The sequence below is a fragment of the Pseudomonas massiliensis genome (assembly GCF_000826105.1).
In the GTDB taxonomy this organism is placed as follows: Bacteria; Pseudomonadota; Gammaproteobacteria; order Pseudomonadales; family Pseudomonadaceae; genus Aquipseudomonas; species Aquipseudomonas massiliensis.
The window spans coordinates 385,023-406,606 of sequence record NZ_CCYK01000007.1 but is presented as its reverse complement, the minus strand read 5'-3'; the positions used below and the strand labels follow the sequence as shown (position 1 = coordinate 406,606).

Sequence of the window (21,584 nt, the reverse complement as noted above, 5' to 3'; positions counted from 1 at the left end):
GGTAAACGCCGCGACGGAAGGAGCCGACGCGGCGTAAGGGTAATCAGACCAGGGCGTTGCCAGGGTTATTCGATACGCCCATGGCAATGCTTGAATTTCTTGCCGGAACCGCACCAGCAGAGTTCGTTACGGCCAAGCTTCTGCTCGTTGCGCACGGGCGCCAGGGCGGCGGCCACGTCCCCCTCGGGCGGGGTGTCCAGCGCTTCGGGCTCGTCCAGGCCTGGGGCCTCGGCATGGCGGAACTGCATGCGCTGGGCCAGTTCCTCGGCTTCGCGACGCAGGCGCGCTTCTTCCTCGGCCGGGTCCTCGCGGCGAACCTGCACGTGGGACAGCACGCGAATGGTGTCGCGCTTGATCGAATCGAGCAGTTCCTGGAACAGAGTGAACGACTCGCGCTTGTATTCCTGCTTGGGGTTCTTCTGGGCGTATCCGCGCAGATGAATGCCGTGGCGCAGATGATCCATGGTGGACAGGTGATCCTTCCACAGGTCGTCGATCACCCGCAGCAGGATCTGCTTCTCGAAGGTACGCAGGGCTTCGGTGCTGGCCTGGTTTTCCTTCTCGTTGTACGCCGACAGGATTTCAGCCAGCAGGCGCTCGCGCAGCGTTTCCTCGTAAAGCTTCTCGTCGTCGTCCAGCCACTTCTGGATGGGCAGGTCCACGGCGAATTCGGCCTGCAGGGCCGCCTCAAGGCCAGGGATGTCCCACTGCTCCGGCAGCGACTGGGGCGGGATGTGCTGGGACACGATGCTGTTGAGCACGTCCTCGCGGAACTCGGCGATGGTGTCGCCAATGTTCTCGGCCGCCAGCAGGCTGTTGCGCATGTGGTAGATCACCTTGCGCTGCTCGCTGGAAACGTCGTCGAACTCCAGCAACTGCTTGCGGATGTCGAAGTTGCGGCCCTCGACCTTGCGTTGGGCTTTCTCGATGGCATTGGTGACCATGCGGTGCTCGATAGCCTCGCCGGACTGCATCCCCAGTGCCTTCATGAAGTTCTTGACCCGGTCCGAGGCGAAGATGCGCATCAGAGGATCTTCCAGGGACAGGTAGAAACGGCTGGAACCGGCGTCGCCCTGGCGCCCCGCGCGGCCGCGCAACTGGTTGTCGATGCGGCGCGATTCGTGACGCTCGGAAGCGATCACATGCAGGCCACCGGCTTCCAGTACTTGCTGGTGACGCTTCTGCCAGTCGGCCTTGATCTGGGCGATCTGCTCCTCGGTCGGGTTCTCCAGGGCGGCGACTTCCACCTCCCAGTTGCCGCCAAGCAGAATGTCCGTACCACGACCGGCCATGTTGGTGGCGATGGTCAGCGCGCCTGGGCGGCCGGCCTGGGCGATGATTTCCGCTTCCTTCTCGTGATACTTGGCGTTGAGCACCTTGTGATCGATGCCTTCCTGCTTGAGCAGGTTGGACATGTGCTCGGAGGTTTCGATGGTAGCCGTACCCACCAGCACCGGCCGGCCGGTGGCCATGCACTGCTTGATGTCTGCGATGATCGCAGCGTACTTCTCATCGGCGGTGAGGTACACCAGGTCGTTGAAGTCCTTGCGCGCCAACGGACGGTTCGGCGGAATCACCATCACCGGCAGGTTGTAGATCTGCTGGAACTCGAAGGCCTCGGTGTCCGCGGTGCCGGTCATGCCCGACAGTTTGGTGTAGAGACGGAAATAGTTCTGGAAGGTGGTCGAGGCCAGCGTCTGGCTTTCGGCCTGGATCTTGAGCCCCTCCTTGGCCTCGATGGCCTGGTGCAGGCCCTCGGACAGACGGCGACCCGGCATGGTACGGCCGGTGTGCTCGTCGATCAGCAGGATGTTGCCATCCTGCACGATGTACTCCACGTTGCGGTGGAACAGCTTATGCGCGCGCAGGCCGGCATAGACGTGGGTCAGCAGGCCAAGGTTATGGGCCGAATACAGGCTCTCGCCCTCGGAGAGCAGGTCGGCCTGGGTGAGCAGTTCCTCGATGAACTGATGGCCCGCCTCGTTGAGTTCGACCTGGCGGCTCTTTTCGTCGACGGTGAAGTGGCCCTGCTGGGTCACCTGGCCTTCCACCTCCTCGATGTGCTGCTTGAGGCGCGGGATCAGGCGGTTGATCTCCATGTACAGGCGAGAGCTGTCCTCGGCCTGGCCGGAAATGATCAGCGGCGTACGGGCTTCGTCGATGAGGATGGAGTCCACTTCGTCGATCACGGCGAAATTCAGCTCGCGCTGGAACTTCTCTTCCAGGCTGAAGGCCATGTTGTCGCGCAGGTAGTCGAAGCCGAATTCGTTGTTGGTGCCGTAGGTAATGTCGGCGGCATAGGCGGCGCGCTTCTCTTCCGGGGGCTGGAAGGGCGTGACCACGCCTACGCTCAGGCCGAGGAACTCATACAGCGGGCGCATCCAGTTGGCGTCCCGGCGGGCCAGGTAGTCGTTCACGGTCACCACATGGACGCCCTTGCCGGACAGGGCATTGAGGTACACCGCCAGGGTGGCTACGAGGGTCTTGCCCTCGCCGGTACGCATCTCGGCGATGCGGCCTTCGTGGAGGGTCATGCCGCCGATGAGCTGCACGTCGAAGTGACGCATGCCCATGATCCGCTTGCCGGCTTCGCGACAGACGGCGAAGGCTTCCGGCAGCAAGGCGTCGAGGGATTCACCTTTGGCGAAGCGAGCCTGGAACTCGGGAGTCTTGGCACGCAGTTGCTCGTCCGAGAGCGCGACCATTTTCTCTTCGAAGGCATTGACGATAGCCACCGTCTTGAGCATGCGCTTGACTTCACGCTCGTTCTTGCTTCCAAAAAGTTTTTTCAACAAAGGCGCAAACATATCGGCTGGATCTTCCACACTTTGGGATGGAGGGGCGGCCCCAGGAGTCGCCCGCGCAGCCCTCATGGCCGCATGCGAACGAGCATTCTACCCGGAAACGATGGAGAGGAAAGTGGCGAGACCACCATGCTGGCACAGCGCTTTTACGGGGCGGGTTTACAATAAGGCCTTTTTTCCCAACTTCAAGCTTCTGAAGCAATCGTCATGGCGCTCGGCGTAACATACGACCCCGCTGGCTTCTGGTACCATGCCTGCCCCACCGGAGACGAGCGCGGCCCGCCCACCCGCCGTACTACTGCGCGAGGCGCGGCCGCTCAAGGCGCTGCTGAGCCAGGCCCAGCGGCTGAGCCAGATCAAGAGACTGCTGGATACCCAGCTGCAACCTGCCGCCCGCGAGCATTGCCATGTGGCCGCCTGGCGCGAGGGCAGCCTGCTGTTGGTGGTCACCGACGGTCATTGGGCTACCCGCCTGCGCTACCAGCAGCGGCGCCTGCAGCAGGGCTTGCAGGGGATGCCTGAATTCGCTGGCCTGACCCGTATTCTCTTCAAGGTGCAACCCAGCGTCGGCCCCCGTCGCGCCTCGGGCCCGGGCCTGAACCTTTCCGATACGGCCGCCGAGAGCCTTCAGGCAGCGGCCGAAGGCGTCACGGACCCGAATCTGCGCGCCGCCTTGGAGCGTCTGGCGCGCCATAGGCGCAAGTGATCCTTCGGTAGCGAAGGTCACGAGGAATAGCCCACCCTTGCCATTAGAAGGCACTTCAGCCGTCGAACCGACCAGATGCGCGCGCAAGCTCGCCAGCTACGCTGGCTCCCACCTGATGCTTAGCCCATGACTGCGGCACCACTAATAAAAAAGGCCACCCGAAGGTGGCCTGAATCTAGAGAGAAGGTTCGAGCTTAGACTGCCGCAACCGGGCGCATGTAGGAGATCGGCGCGGTACTCGCGTCTTCGAAGGTGACCACTTCCCATGCGTCTTTCTGTTCGATGAGCTTGCGCAGCAGCCGGTTGTTCAGGGCATGCCCCGACTTGAAGCCGCGGAATTCACCGATCAGGCTGTTGCCCAGCAGGTAGAGATCGCCGATGGCGTCGAGGATCTTGTGCTTGACGAATTCGTCCTCGTAACGAAGACCGTCCTCGTTCAACACGCCTTCCTTGTCGACCACGATGGCGTTCTCGACGCTGCCACCAAGCGCCAGGTTGTGCTTGCGCAGGTATTCGATGTCGCTCATGAAGCCGAAGGTGCGGGCCCGGCTGACTTCCTTGACGAAAGACGTGCTGGAGAAATCCACACTGGCGCTCTGGGTGCGATCCTTGAATACCGGGTGATCGAAATCGATCTCGAAACTCACCTTGAACCCTTCGAACGGCAGGAAGGTAGCGCGCTTGTCGCCCTCCTCCACCGCGACTTCCCGAAGGATGCGAATGAATTTCTTCGGTGCGTCCTGTTCTTCCAGGCCGGCCGATTGAATCAGGAATACGAAGGGACCAGCGCTACCATCCATGATCGGCACTTCCGACGCGGAGAGTTCGACGTAGGCGTTATCGATCCCCAGGCCGGCCATGGCCGAAAGCAAATGCTCCACGGTGTCTACCTTGATGTCCCCCTGGAAAAGGGTAGTGGACATGGTGGTTTCACCGACGTTTTCCGCACGCGCGGGAATCTGGACCACTGGGTCCAGATCGGTACGGCAGAACACGATACCGGTATCCACCGGCGCGGGCTTGAGGGTCAGGTATACCTTTTCCCCGGAATGCAGGCCGACGCCGGTGGCACGGATGATGTTCTTCAGGGTGCGTTGTTTAATCATGGCAGTGGCCGCTTCAGCGCAAGTTGCGAACTGGTATCAACAAAGGCTGGCGATGATAACAGAGCCCGCCTTTGCTGAACACCAATCACCCTTATACCCCTGATAAATTGCATTAATCGGCTTGGCGACGCAGGAATGCCGGGATATCCAGGTAGTCCAGGTCGTCGTTGGGGTTGAGCTTGGCGGCCGCGGCAGCGCCGGCATGAGCCTGGTTGCGCATGACAGTGGGGCGCTCCAGGTCACGGTAGTTGACCGCTGGCTGTTCCTGGCGAACCGGGGCCGGAGCCGGGGTCTGCTGGGCGACGGCCGCCTGCATGGTGTTGTCGATGACCTTGACCGGCTTCTCGATCTTGGCGCCCAGGCCGGTGGCCACGACGGTAACGTGCAGCTCATCGCGCATGTCCGGATCGATCACGGTACCGACCTTGACCATGGCGTGGTCGGAGGCGAAGGCTTCGATGATGCTACCTACATCGGAGTACTCGCCCAGGGACAGGTCCGGGCCGGCGGTGATGTTCACCAGGATGCCACGCGCGCCCTGCAGGTTGACGTCCTCGAGCAACGGGTTGCGAATGGCCGCCTCGGTGGCCTCGCGAGCGCGGTTCGGGCCGCTGGCGCAGCCAGTGCCCATCATGGCCATGCCCATCTCGCTCATCACGGTGCGCACGTCGGCGAAGTCGACGTTGATCATGCCGGGGCGCTTGATGATGTCGGAAATGCCACGCACCGCGCCGGCCAGTACGTCGTCGGCCTTGGCGAAGGCCGACAGCAGGCTGGCGTCCTTGCCCAGGATGGTCAGCAGCTTCTCGTTGGGGATGGTGATCAACGAGTCGACGCTTTCGGCCAGGGAGCGGATGCCTTCGTCGGCGATCTGCATGCGCTTGCGGCCTTCGAAGGGGAATGGCCGGGTCACGACCGCCACGGTGAGGATGCCCAGTTCCTTGGCCACTTCGGCGATGATCGGTGCGGCGCCGGTACCGGTGCCGCCGCCCATGCCGGTGGTGATGAACACCATGTTGGTACCTTGCAGTACCTCGGCGATACGCTCGCGGTCTTCCATGGCGGCCTGACGGCCAACTTCAGGGTTGGCACCGGCGCCCAGCCCCTTGGTCACGCCGGTACCCAGCTGCAGTACGGTACGCGCGCCGATGTTCTTCAACGCCTGGGCGTCGGTGTTGGCGCAGATGAACTCCACGCCCTCGATGTTGCTCTTGACCATGTGGTTGACCGCGTTGCCGCCGCCACCACCGACACCGATCACTTTGATGACCGGGCTTTGTGGGATGTTGTCTACCAGCTCGAACATGTTCCCTCTCCTTCCATTCTCTAGTTTTATTCGCCTACTGCTGTTATCAGAAATTGCCCTGAACCCACCGCTTGAGGCGTTCCAGCACCGGCGCCTTGGGCTCGTCGCCGTAGCTGCTCTCGCGACCGGCCAGGCCGGTCAGGGTTACGCCTTCGGATTGCTTCTGCAGGCCGTAGGTCAGCAGACCCACGCCTGTCGAATAGATCGGGTTGCGGATGAGGTCATCCAGCCCCCGCACGGTATGCGGCACGCCCAGGCGCACCGGCATGTGGAAGATCTCTTCGGCGAGCTCCACCGCGCCTTCCATCTTGGCGGTGCCACCGGTCAACACGATGCCGGCGGGAATCAGGTCTTCGTAGCCACTACGGCGCAGCTCGGCCTGGATCAGGGTGAAGAGCTCGTCATAACGCGGCTCGACCACCTCGGCCAAGGCCTGGCGAGACAATTCCCGTGGCGGGCGGTCGCCCACGCTTGGCACCTTGATGGTCTCGCCCGCGCCGGCCAGCTTGGCCAGGCAGCAGGCGTAGCGAATCTTGATTTCTTCGGCATACTGGGTAGGCGTGCGCAGCGCCATGGCGATGTCGTTGGTGACCTGGTCCCCGGCGATCGGGATGACCGCCGTATGGCGAATGGCCCCCTCGGTGAAGATCGCGATATCGGTGGTGCCGCCACCGATATCCACCAGGCATACGCCCAGCTCCTTCTCGTCATCGGTGAGCACCGAATAGGCCGAGGCCAGCTGCTCGAGGATGATGTCGTCGATTTCCAGGCCGCAACGGCGCACGCACTTTTCAATGTTCTGGGCAGCGTTCACCGCGCAGGTCACCACATGGACCTTGGCTTCCAGGCGAACGCCAGACATGCCCAGCGGCTCGCGCACGCCCTCCTGGTTGTCGATGACGTAGTCCTGCGGCAGGGTGTGCAGTACCCGCTGGTCCGCTGGAATGGCCACCGCCTGGGCCGCATCCAGTACACGCTCCAGGTCGGCGGTGCTGACTTCGCGGTCGCGGATGGCGACGATGCCATGGGAGTTGAGGCTGCGGATATGGTTACCCGCCACGCCCACGAACGCTGAATGGATACGGCAGCCCGCCATCAGTTGCGCTTCTTCCACGGCGCGCTGGATGGACTGCACCGTGGACTCGATGTTCACCACCACGCCCTTCTTCAGGCCGCGGGACGGGTGCGTTCCGATACCGACGATCTCCAGGGTGCCATCGGCCGCGACTTCGCCCACCAGCGCCACCACCTTGGAGGTGCCGATATCCAGCCCGACGATCATTTTGCCGCTTTGCGCGTTTGCCATGTCCTGCCTCTTGTCAATTCTTCGCCACGGTCGGGACCGCTGGCGCCGCCGCGTTCGGATCACGCCAGCCAACGGCCAGGCCGTTGGCGTAGCGCAGATCGACGCGGGCGATATTCGTGATCTGGTCTTTTAGTGTTTTGTCGTAGATGGCGATGAACCGGCGCAGCTTTTCCACCAGATGATCACGCCCGAGCAGCAAATCGATACCTGGCCCGGCGCTACCCGCGCCCGTGGTCAGGAACCAGCTGCCACGTTCACGCAATTCAAGCCGTGCTATGGAGAAACCGAGAGGCCGAAGCATCTGGCTGAGCACTTGATACTGCTGCATGACCTGTTGTTGAGCACGTTGCGGGCCGAACAGCTGCGGCAGGTGCTCATAGTTGGCCAGTTCGCGCGGGGCGAACGCCTGGCCTTGGTTGTTCAGCAGCTGGCCCTCGCCCCAGCGGGCGACCGGCAGCTGCTCTTCGAGTCGGATCACGACCTGGTCAGGCCACACGCGACGCACTTCCGCGTGGGCGATCCAGGGCATCTGCTCCAGTTCCACCCGCATGCCGGTGAGGTCGATGCTGAAGAAACGGGCATTGGCGTAGGGCGCGATTCGCTGCTGTACCGCCTGTTGGCTCACATAGCTCAAGTCGCCCTGCACGTTGATTTTAGAAATGGGCCTGTCCAGGTAAGGCAGCGCACGCTGCGAACCTTCGTAGGTAGCGGCGGCCAGCCCTACCAGCAACAGCGGCCAGAGCAGGCGCTTGAAGAAACCGCCGCTGGGCCGCGGCATCCGCGTGCCGGCCGGCTCCTTGGCGACCATGCGGCTCGCGCCACGAGGCGGTGCCTTGCGGCTGGGCATGGGCTGCTGATGACGAAGGGTCGCGACGCGCATCGGTCAGCCTCGCGCCTGAAGTGAATCAGTGAGAATGGACAACACCAGCTGCTGGAAATCCAGCCCGGCCGCCCGTGCCGCCATGGGCACCAGGCTATGGTCGGTCATTCCCGGGGCGGTATTGACTTCCAGCAGCCAGAAAGCGCCCTGGGCATCCTGCATGACATCCACCCGTCCCCATCCGCTGACGCCGATCGCCTCGCAGGCACGCAGGCACAGTTGCATCAGCGCCTGCTCCTGCTCGGCCGGCAGGCCACAAGGGATGCGGTACTGGGTATCGTCGGCCAGGTACTTGGCGTCGTAGTCGTAGAATGTATGAGGCGTGCCGAGGGCGATCGCCGGCAGTACCTGATCGCGCAGAACAGCCACGGTGTACTCCGGGCCGTCGATCCATTGCTCGACCAGGACTTGCGAGTCATAGGCGCTGGCGTCTTTCCAGGCTTTGACCAGTTCGTCGCTGCTGGTCACCTTTGCCATGCCGATACTTGAACCTTCATGGGCGGGTTTGACGATCAAAGGGAAGCCCAGTTCCCTAGCCGCGACCACGCAGTCGGCTTCGCTGGCCAATACCGCATGCCGCGGTGTGGGAATTCCCTGGCTCTGCCACACCTGCTTGGTGCGCAGTTTATCCATGGCCAGCGCCGAGGCCAGGATGCCGCTGCCGGTGTAGGGAATGCCAAGGCACTCCAGCAACCCTTGCATGCTGCCGTCTTCACCGCCGCGCCCGTGCAGGATGATGAAGGCGCGGTCGATCCTTTCACGAAGCAGAACCTGCAGCAGGTCGCTGCCCACGTCGATGCCGAAAGCGTCCACGCCAGCGGCCTGCAAGGCAGACAGCACCTGGGCGCCGGACTTCAGGGACACTTCGCGCTCGGCACTGGTGCCGCCATAAAGCACGGCGACACGGCCGAAATCGCTGGGTGCCACCTTGGACACGAGGGTTTCGTAGGCATGAGCGTTCATGAAAGCTTCCCCGAGGTAGCGACCGCGCCGGCGAACAGCGGGCTTTTCAACAGTTGAGGCGCGATGGAGCCAACGTCCCCGGCGCCCTGGCAAAGGAGGATGTCGCCGGGACGAAGCAGCGGCTTGACCACCGGCGCGATGTCGGTGCCGCGTTCCACGTAGATCGGGTCCAGCTGGCCACGCTGACGGATGCTGTGGCACAGCTGACGGCTGTCGGCCCCGGGAATCGGTTCTTCGCCGGCCGGGTAGACTTCCATGAGCAGCAGTACATTGGCATCGGCCAGCACTTGCACGAAATCGTCGTAAAGGTCACGGGTGCGGCTATAGCGGTGCGGCTGGTAGAGCATGACCAGGCGACGCTCGGGCCAGCCCCCACGCACGGCGTCGATGACCGCGGCCACCTCACGGGGGTGATGGCCATAGTCGTCCACCAGCATGACTTCCCCCCCTTCCACGGGCAACGCGCCGTAGACCTGGAAACGCCGACCCACGCCCTGGAAGCCGGAGAGCCCGCGGACGATGGCCTCGTCGCTGATGCCTTCGTCGGTTGCGATGGCGATGGTGGCCAGCGCGTTGAGCACGTTGTGGTTTCCGGGCATGTTCACCGACACGTCAAGTGGCTCGCGGTCGCGGCGCAGCACGGTGAAGTAGGTCTGCATGCCGTCCTGGCGGATATCGATAGCGCGCACGTCCGCGGACTCATGCACCCCGTAGGTGGTGGTAGGCCGAGCGACCTGGGGCAGGATCTCACGCACCACCGGGTCGTCGATGCACACCACGGCCAGGCCGTAGAACGGCAGGTTGTGCAGGAACTCCACGAAGGTCTTCTTCAGCTTGTTGAAATCGCCTTCATAGGTCGCCATGTGGTCGGCGTCGATATTGGTGACCACGGCCACCAGCGGCTGCAAATGCAGGAAGCTGGCGTCGCTTTCGTCCGCTTCGGCGATCAGGTAGCGACTGCTGCCCAACTGGGCATTGGTACCGGCGGCATTGAGCCGGCCGCCGATCACGAAGGTAGGGTCTAGCCCGGCCGCGGCGAACACTGATGCCAGCAGGCTGGTAGTGGTGGTCTTGCCGTGGGTGCCGGCCACCGCGATGCCATGGCGGTAGCGCATCAGCTCGGCGAGCATTTCAGCTCGACGCACCACGGGGATACGGCGCTCCAGGGCGGTGGCGACCTCCGGGTTGCTCACGTTCACCGCGCTCGATACCACCAGCACGTCGGCGCGCGCGGCGTTCTCGGCACGGTGGCCGATGAAGACCTCGGCGCCGAAGGCACGCAGGCGCTCGGTCACGCCGGAAGCCTTCAGGTCCGAACCAGAGACCTGGTAGCCCAGGTTCAACAACACTTCGGCGATACCGCACATGCCGACGCCGCCGATTCCCACGAAATGAATGCGGCGGATCCGGCGCATTTCCGGCTGCGGCATGGCGCGTTGGCTTTCAACCATGGGCCACCTCCAGGCAAGCGTCGACGACGCTACGGGTGGCATCGGGTTTTGCCAGCCGGCGGGCGGTCTGGGCCATGGTCACGAGTTTTTGCGGTTGCATCAAAACCTCTTCAAGGCGCTCGGCCAGTTCGGCGGCGCCGGTTGTTGCTTGCGGCATGACGAAGGCTGCGCCTTCGCGGGCCAGAAATTCGGCATTGCGGCTTTGGTGGTCGTCGATGGCGTGGGGCAAGGGCACCAGCAAGGACGGCAAACCGGCGGCGGCCAGCTCGCTTACGGTAAGGGCGCCAGCCCGGCAGATCACCAGGTCGGCCCAGGCATAGGCCTGGGCCATGTCGGCGATGAATGGCGCCACCTCGGCCTGCACCCCGGCGGCTCGGTAACGTTCGGCCGTGATCGCGTCGTGTTGCTTGCCGGCCTGATGGAAAACCTCGGGACGGTGGGCTTCAGGCAAGCGGGCCAGGGCTTCTGGCACCAGTTTGTTAAGCGGTTCGGCGCCCAGGCTGCCGCCCATCACCAGCAACCGTGGCCGGCGGCCCGCGAGTGTGGCGCGCTGGCTTTCCAGGAACAATTCCGCGCGCACCGGATTGCCAGTAGTCAGGCATTTTCCCGAATCAGCGAAGGTGCCGGGGAAAGCTTCGCAGACTCTGCTGGCCAGGGGCAGCAGCAACCGATTGGCGGTACCTGCCACGGCATTCTGTTCGTGCACCACCACAGGGATGCCAGCGAGCCTGGCAGCCAGGCCGCCGGGGCCGGTGACATAGCCACCGAAGCCAACCACGCAGGCTGGCTTGAGCCGCCGGATGATCGCACGGGCCTGCAGCACCGACCTGACCAGCATCAGGGGTGCCTTGAACAACGCCAGGCGCCCCTTGCCGCGCAGACCGCTGGCCTCGATGCGATGCAGGGTGATGCCGGCCGTCGGGACCAGATCGTTTTCGATACCCCGAGGCGTACCGAGCCAGTGGACCTGGTAGCCCCGGGCCTGGAATTCACGGGCGCAGGCCAGGGCCGGGAACACATGCCCCCCGGTACCGCCCGCCATGATCAAGACATTACCGGCCATGGTAAGGCTCCTCGGCAAAGTCTTTCTCGGTGAACTCCACTTCCTCGCTGCCCAGGTGGGTACGGCTTTCCCATTCGATGCGCAACAGCAGGCCCAGGCACGCGCAGCAGATCACCAGGGAGCTACCGCCGTAGCTGAGAAACGGCAGGGTCAGCCCCTTGGTCGGTAGCAGCCCCACGTTCACGCCGATATTGATGAGGAACTGGCCGATCCACAGCATGGACAGGCCATAGGCCATGTAAGCGGCGAAGAACTGCTTGGCTCTTTCGGCCCAGAGCCCGATGTACATGCCACGGATACACACGAACATGAACAGCGCCACCGTGCACAGCGAGCCCACCACGCCCAGCTCTTCGGCCAGCACGGAGAACACGAAGTCGGTGTGGGCTTCGGGCAGGTAGAACTGTTTCTGCACGCTGTTGCCCAGGCCCACCCCGAACCACTCGCCACGGCCGAAGGCGATCAGCGCCTGGGTCAGCTGGTAGCCGGAACCGAACTGGTCGGCCCAGGGGTCGGTGAAGGTAATCAGGCGCGCCATCCGGTACGGCTGTGCCTGTACGAGCACGAACACGGCCGCCGCTGCCAGCACCACCATCAGGGCAAAGCGGAACAGGCCGACACCGCCAAGGAACAGCATGGCCGCGGCCGCGCCCATCATCACCACGGTGGCCCCGAAGTCCGGCTCCATCAGCAGCAGGCCGGCCATGGGCAGCAGCACGATGAAAGGCTTGAAAAAGCCCATCCAGCTTTCCCGTACTTCCTGCTGGCGGCGGATAAGGTAGCCGGAAAGGAAGATCACCACGAAAACCTTGGCCAACTCGGATGGCTGAACGTTGAAGGCGCCGAAGCCGATCCACCGCATGGACCCGTTCACCTCGCGCCCTACCCCCGGCACGATCACCAGGAACAACAGGCCGAAGGCAGCCATCAGCAGCAGCCAGCCCATGCGCTGCCAGGTGGCGATGGGAATGAGCAGGGTCACGCCACAGGCGCCAAGACCGAGCGTCACATAGATGATGTGGCGGATCATGTGGTACAGGGGGTTGCCGCTCTGGGCCGCAGCGACCTCGGACGACGCCGACGTGATCATGACCAGCCCGAGCCCCAGCAGGGCCAGGCAGCCCGCCAGCATGGGAAAGTCGATATCGATGCCCCGGTTGCTGATCAGCGGCGATGGATAAGGCTTGATAGCGCTGAGGATGTTCATGACAGCGCCTCTACGGCCTGGGCGAACAGGCGCCCACGCTCTTCATAATTACGGAACATGTCCAGGCTGGCGCAGGCGGGAGACAACAGCACCGCGTCGCCTGGCTGGGCCAGCTGAGCGCACCGGGCCACCGCGGCGTCCAGGTCGGCTACGTGGTATCGGGGCAGTTCCGGGTCAAGTGCCGCAGCCAGGCGCTCGGCGTCGCGACCAAGCAGTACCACCGCCCGGCAGTATTGGCTGACCGGACGGCGCAGGTCGGCGAATTCCGCCCCTTTGCCGTCTCCGCCCGCCACCAGCACCAGCTTGCCGTCGATGTCTTCGCCCAGGCCACGAATGGCCGCCAGGGCGGCGCCTACATTGGTGGCCTTAGAATCGTCATACCAGCTTACGCCGTTGCGCTCGCGCAGCCATTGGCAGCGATGCGCCAGGCCACTGAAGCCGCGCAGGGCGTCGAGCATCGATGCCATCGGCAAGCCCGCGGCGCTGCCCAGTGCCAGGGCAGCCAGGGCATTGGCCTGGTTGTGGGCGCCCCTGACTTTCAGCTCGGTGACCGCCAACAGCCGCTCGCGCCCCCTGGCCAGGTAGCGCGCGCCGGCTTCCTCGACGATGCCGAAACTGTTGAAGTCCGGCCCGTCCAGGCCGAAGGAGGACAGGGTCATGTCATCGCGCAGCAAGGGCCGGGTCAGTGCGTCCTGGCGGTTGATCACCACATGGCGGGCACCCCGGAAGATGCGGTGCTTGGCCAGGTGATAGGCCGGCATGCCGCTGTAGCGGTCCATGTGGTCTTCGCTGAGGTTGAGCACGGTAGCCACTTGCGCGTTGAGCTGGTGGGTCGTTTCCAGCTGGAAGCTGGAAAGCTCGAGCACGTAGAGCTCCACGTCCTCGGCGAGCAGGTCCAGGGCGGGCGTGCCCAGGTTGCCGCCCACGGCCACGCGCTTGCCGGCGGCCTGGGCCATCTCGCCCACCAGGGTGGTCACGGTGCTCTTGGCGTTGGAACCGGTGATGGCGACGATGGGCGCGCGCGCATGACGGGCGAACAGGTCGATATCGCCAGAGAGCCTCACGCCCCGCGCCGCGGCCTCGGCCAGGGCTGGCGTGGCCAGGGCCAGGCCCGGGCTGACGTACAGCTCGCTGGCGCGGCAGAGAAACTCAGGGTCCAGTTCGCCGCAGCGGACTTCCACTTGGGGAAAGGCTTGCCGCAGGGTCGCCAGCTCCGGAGGATTCTCGCGCGTATCGGCCACCGCAAAGGCAACGCCCTGCTTCGCCAGGAAGCGAACCAGGGACATGCCGCTCTTGCCGAGGCCGACAACGATGCGGAATTGGTCGGAAGCGATCAGCGACACAGGGCTACCTCAGCTTCAGGGTGGCGAGGCCGATGAGCACCAGGATCACCGTGATGATCCAGAAGCGCACGATCACCCGGGGTTCGGGCCAGCCCTTGAGTTCGAAATGGTGGTGGATCGGCGCCATGCGGAACACCCGGCGCCCGGTCAGCTTGAACGAGGCGACCTGGATGACCACGGAAAGGGTTTCCATCACGAATACGCCGCCCATGATGAACAGCACGATTTCCTGGCGAACGATGACCGCGATGGTGCCCAGGGCGGCACCCAGCGCCAGGGCGCCCACATCCCCCATGAATACCTGCGCCGGGTAGGTGTTGAACCAGAGGAAACCAAGGCCGGCCCCGATGAGCGCGCCACAGAAGACGATCAGCTCGCCCGCGCCTGGCACATAGGGGATCAGCAGGTAATCGGCGAATTTCACGTTGCCCGACAGGTAGCAGAAAATGCCCAGGGCCCCGCCCACCATCACGGTCGGCATGATGGCCAGGCCATCCAGGCCATCGGTGAGGTTGACCGCGTTGCTGGAGCCGACGATCACGAGGTAAGCCAGGATCATGAAGCCGGCGCCCAGGGGTACGCTGGCGTCCTTGAGCATGGGCACGATCAGCGTGGTTTCGACCGGCGTGTTGGCGGTGGTGTAGAGGAAGACCGCGGCGCAAATGCCGAACACCGATTGCCAGAAATACTTCCAGCGGCTTGGCAAGCCCCGGGAGTTCTTCTCGATCACCTTGCGGTAGTCGTCCACCCAGCCGATGCCGCCGAACAGGAAGGTCACCACCAGCACCACCCAGACATAGCGATTGCTCAGGTCGGCCCACAACAGCGTACTGATGCCGATGGCCGAAAGGATGAGAGCGCCGCCCATGGTCGGGGTGCCGGACTTGGACAGGTGGGACTGAGGACCATCGTTACGCACGGCCTGGCCAATCTGGCGGATCTGCAAGGTACGAATCATCCACGGCCCCAGCCACAGCGCCAGGACCAGCGCGGTCAATACACCCAGGATCCCGCGCAGGGTCAGGTACTGGAAAACCGCGAAGCCCTTGTAGAACTGTTGCAGGAATTCGGCCAACAGCAGCAGCATTAATGTGTCTCCCCGCTGGCACCGCGCAAGGCCGCTACGACGTGTTCCATCGCAGCGCTACGCGAGCCTTTGATCAAAATGGTTGTGTCGGCTGCCTGCTCCGAGGCCAAGGCCTGGATCAGGTCAGCTTGAGTGTCGAAATGGCGGGCGTTCTCACCGAATGCCTGGACAGCGTTGGCCATGAGCGGGCCAACGGCATAAAGCGCGTCGACCTTGCCCTGGGCGTAGGCCCCTACCTGGCGGTGGCCTTCGATAGCCCAGTCACCCAGCTCGCCGATATCTCCGAGCACCAGGACGGTGCGCCCGGAAAAGCCGGCGAGTATATCAACCGCCGCGTTCACCGAGGAGGGATTCGCATTGTAAGTGTCATCGATCACTCGCACGCCGCTAGCGGTCACCTGGGCGACGGTACGGCCCTTGACCGGTTGCACACTGTTGAGCCCACGGGCGATCTCCGGCAGGGTGGCGCCCATGGCTCGAGCCGCGGCGGCGGCGGCCAATGCATTGCGAACGTTGTGCTGGCCGAGCAGGTTGAGCTGGATGTGCTCGATGCCGTCGCCGCAGCGCAGTTCGAAGGCCGGGCAGCCACGCGCGTCTGTGCTCACGGGGCCGGCATGGAAGCTGGCTTCAGGGTTGGCCAGGGAGACGGTGAGGATCGTACGCCCCGCGGCCCTCCTGGCCCATACCGGATAGGCCTTGTCGTCGAGGTTGAGCACGGCCACGCCGGTGGCGTCGAGGCCCTCGAGGATCTCGCCCTTGGCCTCGACGATCTTTTCCGGGCCGCCGAATTCGCCCACATGGGCGGTGCCGGCGTTGTTGATCAGCGCCACGGCCGGCCGGGTCAGGCCCACGGTATAAGCGATTTCGCCGATGCGCGAAGCACCCAGCTCGATCACCGCCGCCCAGTGCTCGCCCGCCAGTTCCAGCAAGGTCAGGGGCGCGCCCAGGTCATTGTTGAGGTTGCCGCGGGTGGCCAGGGCCGGGCCACGGACACGCAGGATGGCGGCCAGCATTTCCTTGACCGTGGTCTTGCCGCTTGAGCCCGTGATGGCAGCCACCGGCCCGGTGAACGCCTGACGATTCAGCGCGCCCAACTGGCCCAGAGCGAGTCGGCAGTCGGCCACCAGCAACTGCGGCAAGGGCGCATCCGGGATCTCGCGTTCCACCAGGGCGGCCACCGCGCCTTTGCCGGCTACCTCGACCAGATAATCGTGGCCGTCGAAGCGCGGCCCGGCCAAGGCGATGAACAGTTGGCCTGGCTCGATGGCGCGACTGTCGATACTGACGCCCGTGAAAGTGCGGTCCTCACCCAGCAGGCGCCCACCAAGGGGTTGCGCCACGCGCGCCAGGGACAGGGGCTCAAGCATGGTCTCGCTCCCAGGTAGCCAAGGCCGCTTCGGCCTGTTCGATGTCGGAGAACGGGTGTCGCTCGCCAAGAATTTCCTGATAGTCCTCGTGCCCTTTACCGGCCAGCACCACAACGTCACCGGCCCGGGCGTCGCCCACCGCTTGCGCGATGGCCTCGCTGCGTCCGGAAATGAATCGGGCCTGCCCAGGCTGGGCGAAGCCAGGACGGATATCGTCAAAGATGGCTTCGGGCGCCTCGCTGCGCGGATTGTCATCAGTGACCACGACCTTGTCGGCCAGGGTTTCGGCTACCTGCGCCATGAGCGGACGCTTGCCCCGGTCACGGTCGCCGCCGCAGCCGAACAGACAAACCAGACTGCCGCTCACATGGGGGCGCAAGGCCTGGAGAACCTTCTCCAGGGCGTCCGGCGTATGGGCGTAGTCCACCACTACCAGCGGGCGGTCGCCGCCACCCAGGCGCTGCACGCGGCCCAACGGGCCTTCCAGCGCTGGAACGACCTTGAGGATCTCGTCCAGCGGATAGTCCATCGCCATCAGGGCGCCGATGGCCGCCAGCAGGTTGCTCAGGTTGAAGCGGCCCAGCAAGCGGCTGCGCAGATTGAAGGTGCCCTGGGCGGTGACCAGGGTAGCCGTGACGCCCTGGTCGTCGAAGCGGGCATCGCGGCAGTACAGAGTAGCGCTCGCCTCGACCAGGCTATAGCCGATGAGCCGGGAGGTACCCGGCCGCCGGGCCAGGTCCTGGCCAAGTTCGTCATCGAGGTTGATCACCCGGGCGCGCAAGGTAGGCCAGGCAAACAGACGGGCCTTGGCATTGGCGTAGGCCTGCATGCTGCCGTGGTAGTCGAGATGGTCCCGGGACAGGTTGGTGAACACGGCGATACCGAAATCCACCGCCGCCACGCGCCCCTGCTCCAAGGCGTGGGAGGAGACTTCCATGGCCACGGCCCGGGCGCCGGCCTTGCGCAGGTCGGCCAGGGTCGCCTGCACCGCCACGGCATCCGGGGTGGTCAGACGGCCACTTTTGAGTTCGCCATGAAAGCCGCTGCCCAGGGTGCCGATCAGCCCGCACGAGGTGCCGAGCCGGTCCAGCGCCTGGGCGATGAGCTGGGTCACGCTGGTTTTGCCATTGGTTCCGGTAACGCCGATCATGCGCAGATGACGGCCCGGCTCAGAATAGAAACGTCCGGCGATGGCTGATAACTGGCCCGCCAGCCCACGCACCGGAACCAGGGGTATGTCGGTGAAAGGCAGGACATTGGCGCCTTCGGCCTCATAGGCCACCGCCGCGGCGCCTCGCGCCAGGGCATCGGCGATGTGCTGGCGGCCATCGACCCGGCCACCGGGCACGGCCAGGAACAGGTCACCTGGGCGAACCTGCCGACTGTCCAGCGCCAGCTCGCGGATCAGCGGATCGCGCCCGGCATCGGGGAACAGGTGGGTCAGGGGCATGCTCATCCTTGGCGTCCTTTGCCAGGCGCGGGCGCGGGCACCGGAGTGGCGCTGGCCTGCTGTTGTGGAGTGGCCGCCGGAAGGTTGTCCGGCGGTACGTTCATCAGGCGCAGCGTGCCCGACATCACCTTGCTGAAGACAGGCGCGGATACCAGGCCACCGAAGTAACCGCCCGCGCCGGGCTCGTCGATCACCACCACCACCGCGTAGCGCGGGTTGGCCACCGGACCGAAGCCGGCGAACAGCGAGCGGTAAGCGTTCTCGGTGTAGCCACGCGAGCCGATGGTGGCCTTGCGCGCGGTACCGCTCTTGCCCGCCACGTGGTAGCCCGGCACCTGCGCGCGATACACGCCACGTGGTGCTTCGATCACCTGCTGCAGCATGCCCTGGATGGTCATGGCCACGTTTTCCGGAATCACTTGGCTGCCTTCCGGCGGATTGTCCACTTTCAGGATCGACAGCGGCACCAGCCTGCCGTGGTTGGCCAGGGTGGCGTAGGCGTGTACCAGCTGCAGCGCCGTCACCGAAAGGCCGTACCCGTAGGACAAGGTAGCGGTTTCCGCCTTGCGCCATTCGCGGTGGTTGGGCAGGTTGCCCACCCGCTCGCCCGGGAAGCCAAGCCCAGAGTATTGGCCCAGGCCCACGGAAGACATCACGCGGTAGATATTCTCGCCGCCCACATCGAAGGCGACCTTGCTCATTCCCACGTTACTGGAATTGATGAGGATGCCGGTCAGGTCCAGCACCGGCCCCTCGGTCTTGGATACGTCCTTGATGGTGTAGCGGCCGATCTGCAGGGACCCTGGGTATACCTCCACCTTGTCCGTCGGCTTCCAGCGCCCGGTTTCCAGGGCCGCGCTCATGGACAGTGGCTTCATGGTCGAGCCAGGCTCGAACACGTCGATGATGGCGCGGTTGCGCATGGCCGCCGGCACCATGGTGCGACGGTTGTTCGGGTTATAGGTGGGCATATTGACCATGGCGAGCACCTCGCCACTCTTCACGTCCATGATCACCAGGCTGCCCGCCTTGGCCTGGTTCTCCGTAATGGCCTTGCGCAGCTCCCGTGTGGCCAGGTACTGCAGGCGCAGATCAATGGACAAGGCCAGGGTTTTCCCGGCCTTGGCGTTCTTGGTCACCTGCACGTCGCGAATGAGCCGCCCGCGCCTGTCCTTGATCACCTGGCGCCGGCCAGGCACGCCGGCCAGCCACTCGTCGTAGGCCAGCTCGACACCCTCGCGACCGTGGTCGTCCAGGTCGGTGAAGCCGACCATATGGGCGGTGACGTCGCCAGCCGGGTAGAAACGACGGAACTCCTCCAGGCCATAGACGCCGGGCACCTTCAGGTCCAGTACCGCCTGACCCTGCTCCGGGGTCAGCCCACGGACCAGATAGAGGAATTCCTTGCTGGCGTTGGCTTCGAAACGCTCGCTGAGCTGCGCCGGATCCTGACCCAGGGCACGCGCCAGTTCGGGCCAGCGGTCCTTGGCCAGCTGCAGCTCCTTGGGGTTGGCCCACAGGGTGCTCACCGGCGTACTGACCGCCAGGGGCTCACCGTTGCGGTCAGTGATCAGGCCGCGATGCGCGGGAATGGGGATATGACGCATGCTGCGGGCATCGCCCTGGCCCTTGAGGAAATCACGGTCCACTACCTGCAGGTCGATGATGCGCCAGCTGATGGCCGCCACCATGATGCCGAGCAGGCCGAGCACGACGCGGAAACGCCACGGAAATAGGGCTCCGTCGAGTTTCATCATGGCGCCACCATCCGCACGTCCGCCGCGTCAGGCACATGCATTTTCAGCTGTTCGGTGGCCAACGCCTCGATTCGGCTATGGGCCGTCCAGGTGCTTTGCTCGAGAATGAGGCGGCCCCACTCGGCCTGGGCCTTGTCGCGCTCATTGAGCTCGGTGTAAAGGGCGTTGAGCAAGGTGCGGTTCAAGTGCGCGCTATAGGCCACCGCAATGGCGGACACCAGCACCCCCACGAACAGCAGCAGCATCAGGAAACTGAAGCGTGGCAATGGCTTGAAGAAGAGCTGGCTCACCGCAGTTTCTCCGCCACACGCATTACGGCGCTGCGCGAGCGCGGGTTGGCCTTGAGCTCGGCTTCAGAAGCGAAACGCGCCTTGCCCAGGGTACGCACGATCGGCTCGAAGCGCTGTACTTGCACAGGCAGGTTGCGCGGGAGCTTGTCCTGCTCGCCTTTCTCCAGGCGGCGCAGGAACAGCTTGACGATGCGGTCTTCCAGGGAATGGAAGCTGATCACTACCAGGCGGCCGCCCACTTCGAGAATGTCCAGCGCGGCCTGGAGCCCTGCTTCAAGGTCGGCCAGTTCGCTGTTGACATGAATGCGCAACCCCTGGAAGGCTCGGGTAGCCGGATGCTTGTTCTTCTCCCAGGCCGGGTTGGCATCCTTGAGCACCTGCGCCAGGTCGGCGGTGCGCTCGAACGGCTGCGCCTGACGCCGCTCCACGACCGCCCGCGCCATGCGCCGGGCGAAACGCTCCTCGCCATATTCCTTGAAAACCCGAGCGATTTCCTCCTCAGGCGCTTCGGCAATGAAGCGCGCCGCGCTGATGCCCTGATCGGGGTTCATGCGCATGTCCAGCGGGCCGTCATTGAGAAAGCTGAAGCCGCGCGCCGGATCGTCCAACTGCGGGGAGGACACGCCCAGGTCCAGCAGGACGCCGCTGATCTTGCCGGCCAGGCCAAGGCGATCGGCTTCGGCAGCCATCTCGGCGAAACTGCGCTGCACAATGACAAAGCGGCCGTCTTCGGCCGCCAGCGCTTGCCCGGTAGCAATCGCCTGAGGGTCTTTGTCGAAGCCAAGCAATCGGCCGTCCCCTCCCAGATGTCGGAGGATCAGACGGCTATGGCCGCCGCGACCGAAGGTGCCATCTACATAGCAGCCGTCCGCGCGCACGTTCAAGGCCTCGATCGCCTCGTCTAGCAACACGGTAATGTGGTTGTAGCTGCTGTCGGTCGTCACAGGATCAGGTCACGCAGTTCATCAGGCATGGCGCCCGGTTGTTGGATTGCTTCGAGGTCCGCCGCGGAAACCGCGTTCCAGGTGTCCTCGTCCCACAGTTGAAACTTGTTCAGCTGGCCTACCAGCATCGCCTTCTTGTCCAGGCGGGCGTAGTCGCGCAAACGCGGGGGAACGAGAAAGCGGCCACTGGAGTCGAGCTCCAGGTCTACCGCGTTACCGATCAACAGCCGTTGCAGGCGCTTGACTTCCTCTCGCAACGAGGGAAGCGCCTTGAGCTTGGTTTCGATGATTTCCCATTCGTCGAGCGGGTAGAGGTTCAAACAAGGGTCGACCGTATCGATGGTGATGATCAACTGGCCACTGCTTCGCGAATTCAGCTCGTCGCGGTACCGGCTCGGCATAGCGAGACGGCCTTTTGCGTCAAGGCTGATGGCATTGGCTCCGCGAAACACTGTTGAGCTTCCCCGAAAAAAGATACTGCCGCGCTATTGTTCGCCTGCGCCTGAATTTCCCACTTTCTGCCACTTTCCGCCACTCGCGCACACTATAGGAAT

The 21,584-nt window shown here is 64.2% G+C and carries 18 protein-coding genes; 1 reads left to right on the top strand and 17 read right to left on the bottom strand.

Annotated features, from left to right (window positions below; translation table 11 throughout):
- Positions 1-65 precede the first annotated feature (65 nt).
- On the bottom strand, positions 66-2,807 hold the full coding sequence (secA, locus tag BN1188_RS12720; RefSeq protein WP_040261844.1) for a preprotein translocase subunit SecA: 2,742 nt from the start codon (positions 2,805-2,807) through the stop codon (positions 66-68).
- Between the two features lie 247 nt (positions 2,808-3,054).
- Between secA and BN1188_RS12715 the strand changes: the two genes are divergently transcribed.
- A complete protein-coding gene (locus BN1188_RS12715) occupies positions 3,055-3,510 on the top strand; it encodes a DUF721 domain-containing protein (protein WP_040261843.1) in 456 nt (151 codons plus the stop codon).
- A 194-nt stretch (positions 3,511-3,704) separates the two neighbouring features.
- On the opposite strand, the gene lpxC is transcribed toward BN1188_RS12715, so the two are convergent.
- The 16 genes from lpxC to mraZ form a co-directional block, all read right to left on the bottom strand.
- Positions 3,705-4,616 (bottom strand): UDP-3-O-acyl-N-acetylglucosamine deacetylase, encoded by a 912-nt coding sequence (gene lpxC / locus BN1188_RS12710; RefSeq protein WP_040261842.1) that lies wholly within the window; start codon positions 4,614-4,616, stop codon positions 3,705-3,707.
- A 112-nt stretch (positions 4,617-4,728) separates the two neighbouring features.
- Positions 4,729-5,922 (bottom strand): cell division protein FtsZ, encoded by a 1,194-nt coding sequence (ftsZ, locus tag BN1188_RS12705; protein ID WP_040261841.1) that lies wholly within the window; start codon positions 5,920-5,922, stop codon positions 4,729-4,731.
- 46 nt (positions 5,923-5,968) lie between these two features.
- On the bottom strand, positions 5,969-7,228 hold the full coding sequence (gene ftsA / locus BN1188_RS12700; RefSeq protein WP_040261840.1) for a cell division protein FtsA: 1,260 nt from the start codon (positions 7,226-7,228) through the stop codon (positions 5,969-5,971).
- Between the two features lie 13 nt (positions 7,229-7,241).
- Entirely contained in the window at positions 7,242-8,108 is an 867-nt protein-coding gene (locus BN1188_RS12695; protein ID WP_040261839.1) for a cell division protein FtsQ/DivIB, read from the bottom strand.
- A gap of 3 nt (positions 8,109-8,111) precedes the next feature.
- Positions 8,112-9,071 (bottom strand): D-alanine--D-alanine ligase, encoded by a 960-nt coding sequence (locus tag BN1188_RS12690; RefSeq protein WP_040261838.1) that lies wholly within the window; start codon positions 9,069-9,071, stop codon positions 8,112-8,114.
- A complete protein-coding gene (gene murC / locus BN1188_RS12685; RefSeq protein ID WP_040261837.1) occupies positions 9,068-10,522 on the bottom strand; it encodes a UDP-N-acetylmuramate--L-alanine ligase in 1,455 nt (484 codons plus the stop codon). The genes BN1188_RS12690 and murC overlap by 4 nt, the downstream gene beginning before the upstream one ends.
- Positions 10,515-11,585 carry an undecaprenyldiphospho-muramoylpentapeptide beta-N-acetylglucosaminyltransferase gene (gene murG / locus BN1188_RS12680; protein ID WP_040261836.1) on the bottom strand — a complete coding sequence of 357 codons (1,071 nt, stop codon included), beginning with the start codon at positions 11,583-11,585 and terminating at the stop codon, positions 10,515-10,517. Before murG ends, murC begins: the two co-directional genes overlap by 8 nt.
- Entirely contained in the window at positions 11,575-12,786 is a 1,212-nt protein-coding gene (gene ftsW, locus BN1188_RS12675; protein WP_187375346.1) for a putative lipid II flippase FtsW, read from the bottom strand. The genes murG and ftsW overlap by 11 nt, the downstream gene beginning before the upstream one ends.
- Before the next feature lie 2 nt (positions 12,787-12,788).
- Complete coding sequence (gene murD, locus BN1188_RS12670) at positions 12,789-14,135, bottom strand: UDP-N-acetylmuramoyl-L-alanine--D-glutamate ligase (RefSeq protein WP_040261834.1); 1,347 nt, start codon at positions 14,133-14,135, stop codon at positions 12,789-12,791.
- Between the two features lie 4 nt (positions 14,136-14,139).
- Positions 14,140-15,222: a phospho-N-acetylmuramoyl-pentapeptide-transferase gene (gene mraY, locus BN1188_RS12665; protein WP_040261833.1), complete on the bottom strand. Its 1,083-nt coding sequence runs from the start codon at positions 15,220-15,222 to the stop codon at positions 14,140-14,142.
- Complete coding sequence (locus BN1188_RS12660) at positions 15,222-16,589, bottom strand: UDP-N-acetylmuramoyl-tripeptide--D-alanyl-D-alanine ligase (RefSeq protein WP_040261832.1); 1,368 nt, start codon at positions 16,587-16,589, stop codon at positions 15,222-15,224. The genes mraY and BN1188_RS12660 overlap by 1 nt, the downstream gene beginning before the upstream one ends.
- The gene (locus BN1188_RS12655) at positions 16,582-18,045 is read right to left on the bottom strand and encodes a UDP-N-acetylmuramoyl-L-alanyl-D-glutamate--2,6-diaminopimelate ligase (protein WP_040261831.1); all 1,464 of its coding nucleotides are present in this window, start codon (positions 18,043-18,045) and stop codon (positions 16,582-16,584) included. Before BN1188_RS12655 ends, BN1188_RS12660 begins: the two co-directional genes overlap by 8 nt.
- Positions 18,042-19,793 (bottom strand): peptidoglycan D,D-transpeptidase FtsI family protein, encoded by a 1,752-nt coding sequence (locus BN1188_RS12650; RefSeq protein WP_187375345.1) that lies wholly within the window; start codon positions 19,791-19,793, stop codon positions 18,042-18,044. The genes BN1188_RS12655 and BN1188_RS12650 overlap by 4 nt, the downstream gene beginning before the upstream one ends.
- Positions 19,793-20,086: a cell division protein FtsL gene (gene ftsL / locus BN1188_RS12645; protein WP_040261829.1), complete on the bottom strand. Its 294-nt coding sequence runs from the start codon at positions 20,084-20,086 to the stop codon at positions 19,793-19,795. The genes BN1188_RS12650 and ftsL overlap by 1 nt, the downstream gene beginning before the upstream one ends.
- On the bottom strand, positions 20,083-21,030 hold the full coding sequence (gene rsmH / locus BN1188_RS12640) for a 16S rRNA (cytosine(1402)-N(4))-methyltransferase RsmH (RefSeq protein ID WP_040261828.1): 948 nt from the start codon (positions 21,028-21,030) through the stop codon (positions 20,083-20,085). Before rsmH ends, ftsL begins: the two co-directional genes overlap by 4 nt.
- The gene (gene mraZ / locus BN1188_RS12635) at positions 21,027-21,482 is read right to left on the bottom strand and encodes a division/cell wall cluster transcriptional repressor MraZ (RefSeq protein ID WP_040261827.1); all 456 of its coding nucleotides are present in this window, start codon (positions 21,480-21,482) and stop codon (positions 21,027-21,029) included. The genes rsmH and mraZ overlap by 4 nt, the downstream gene beginning before the upstream one ends.
- Positions 21,483-21,584 lie beyond the last annotated feature (102 nt).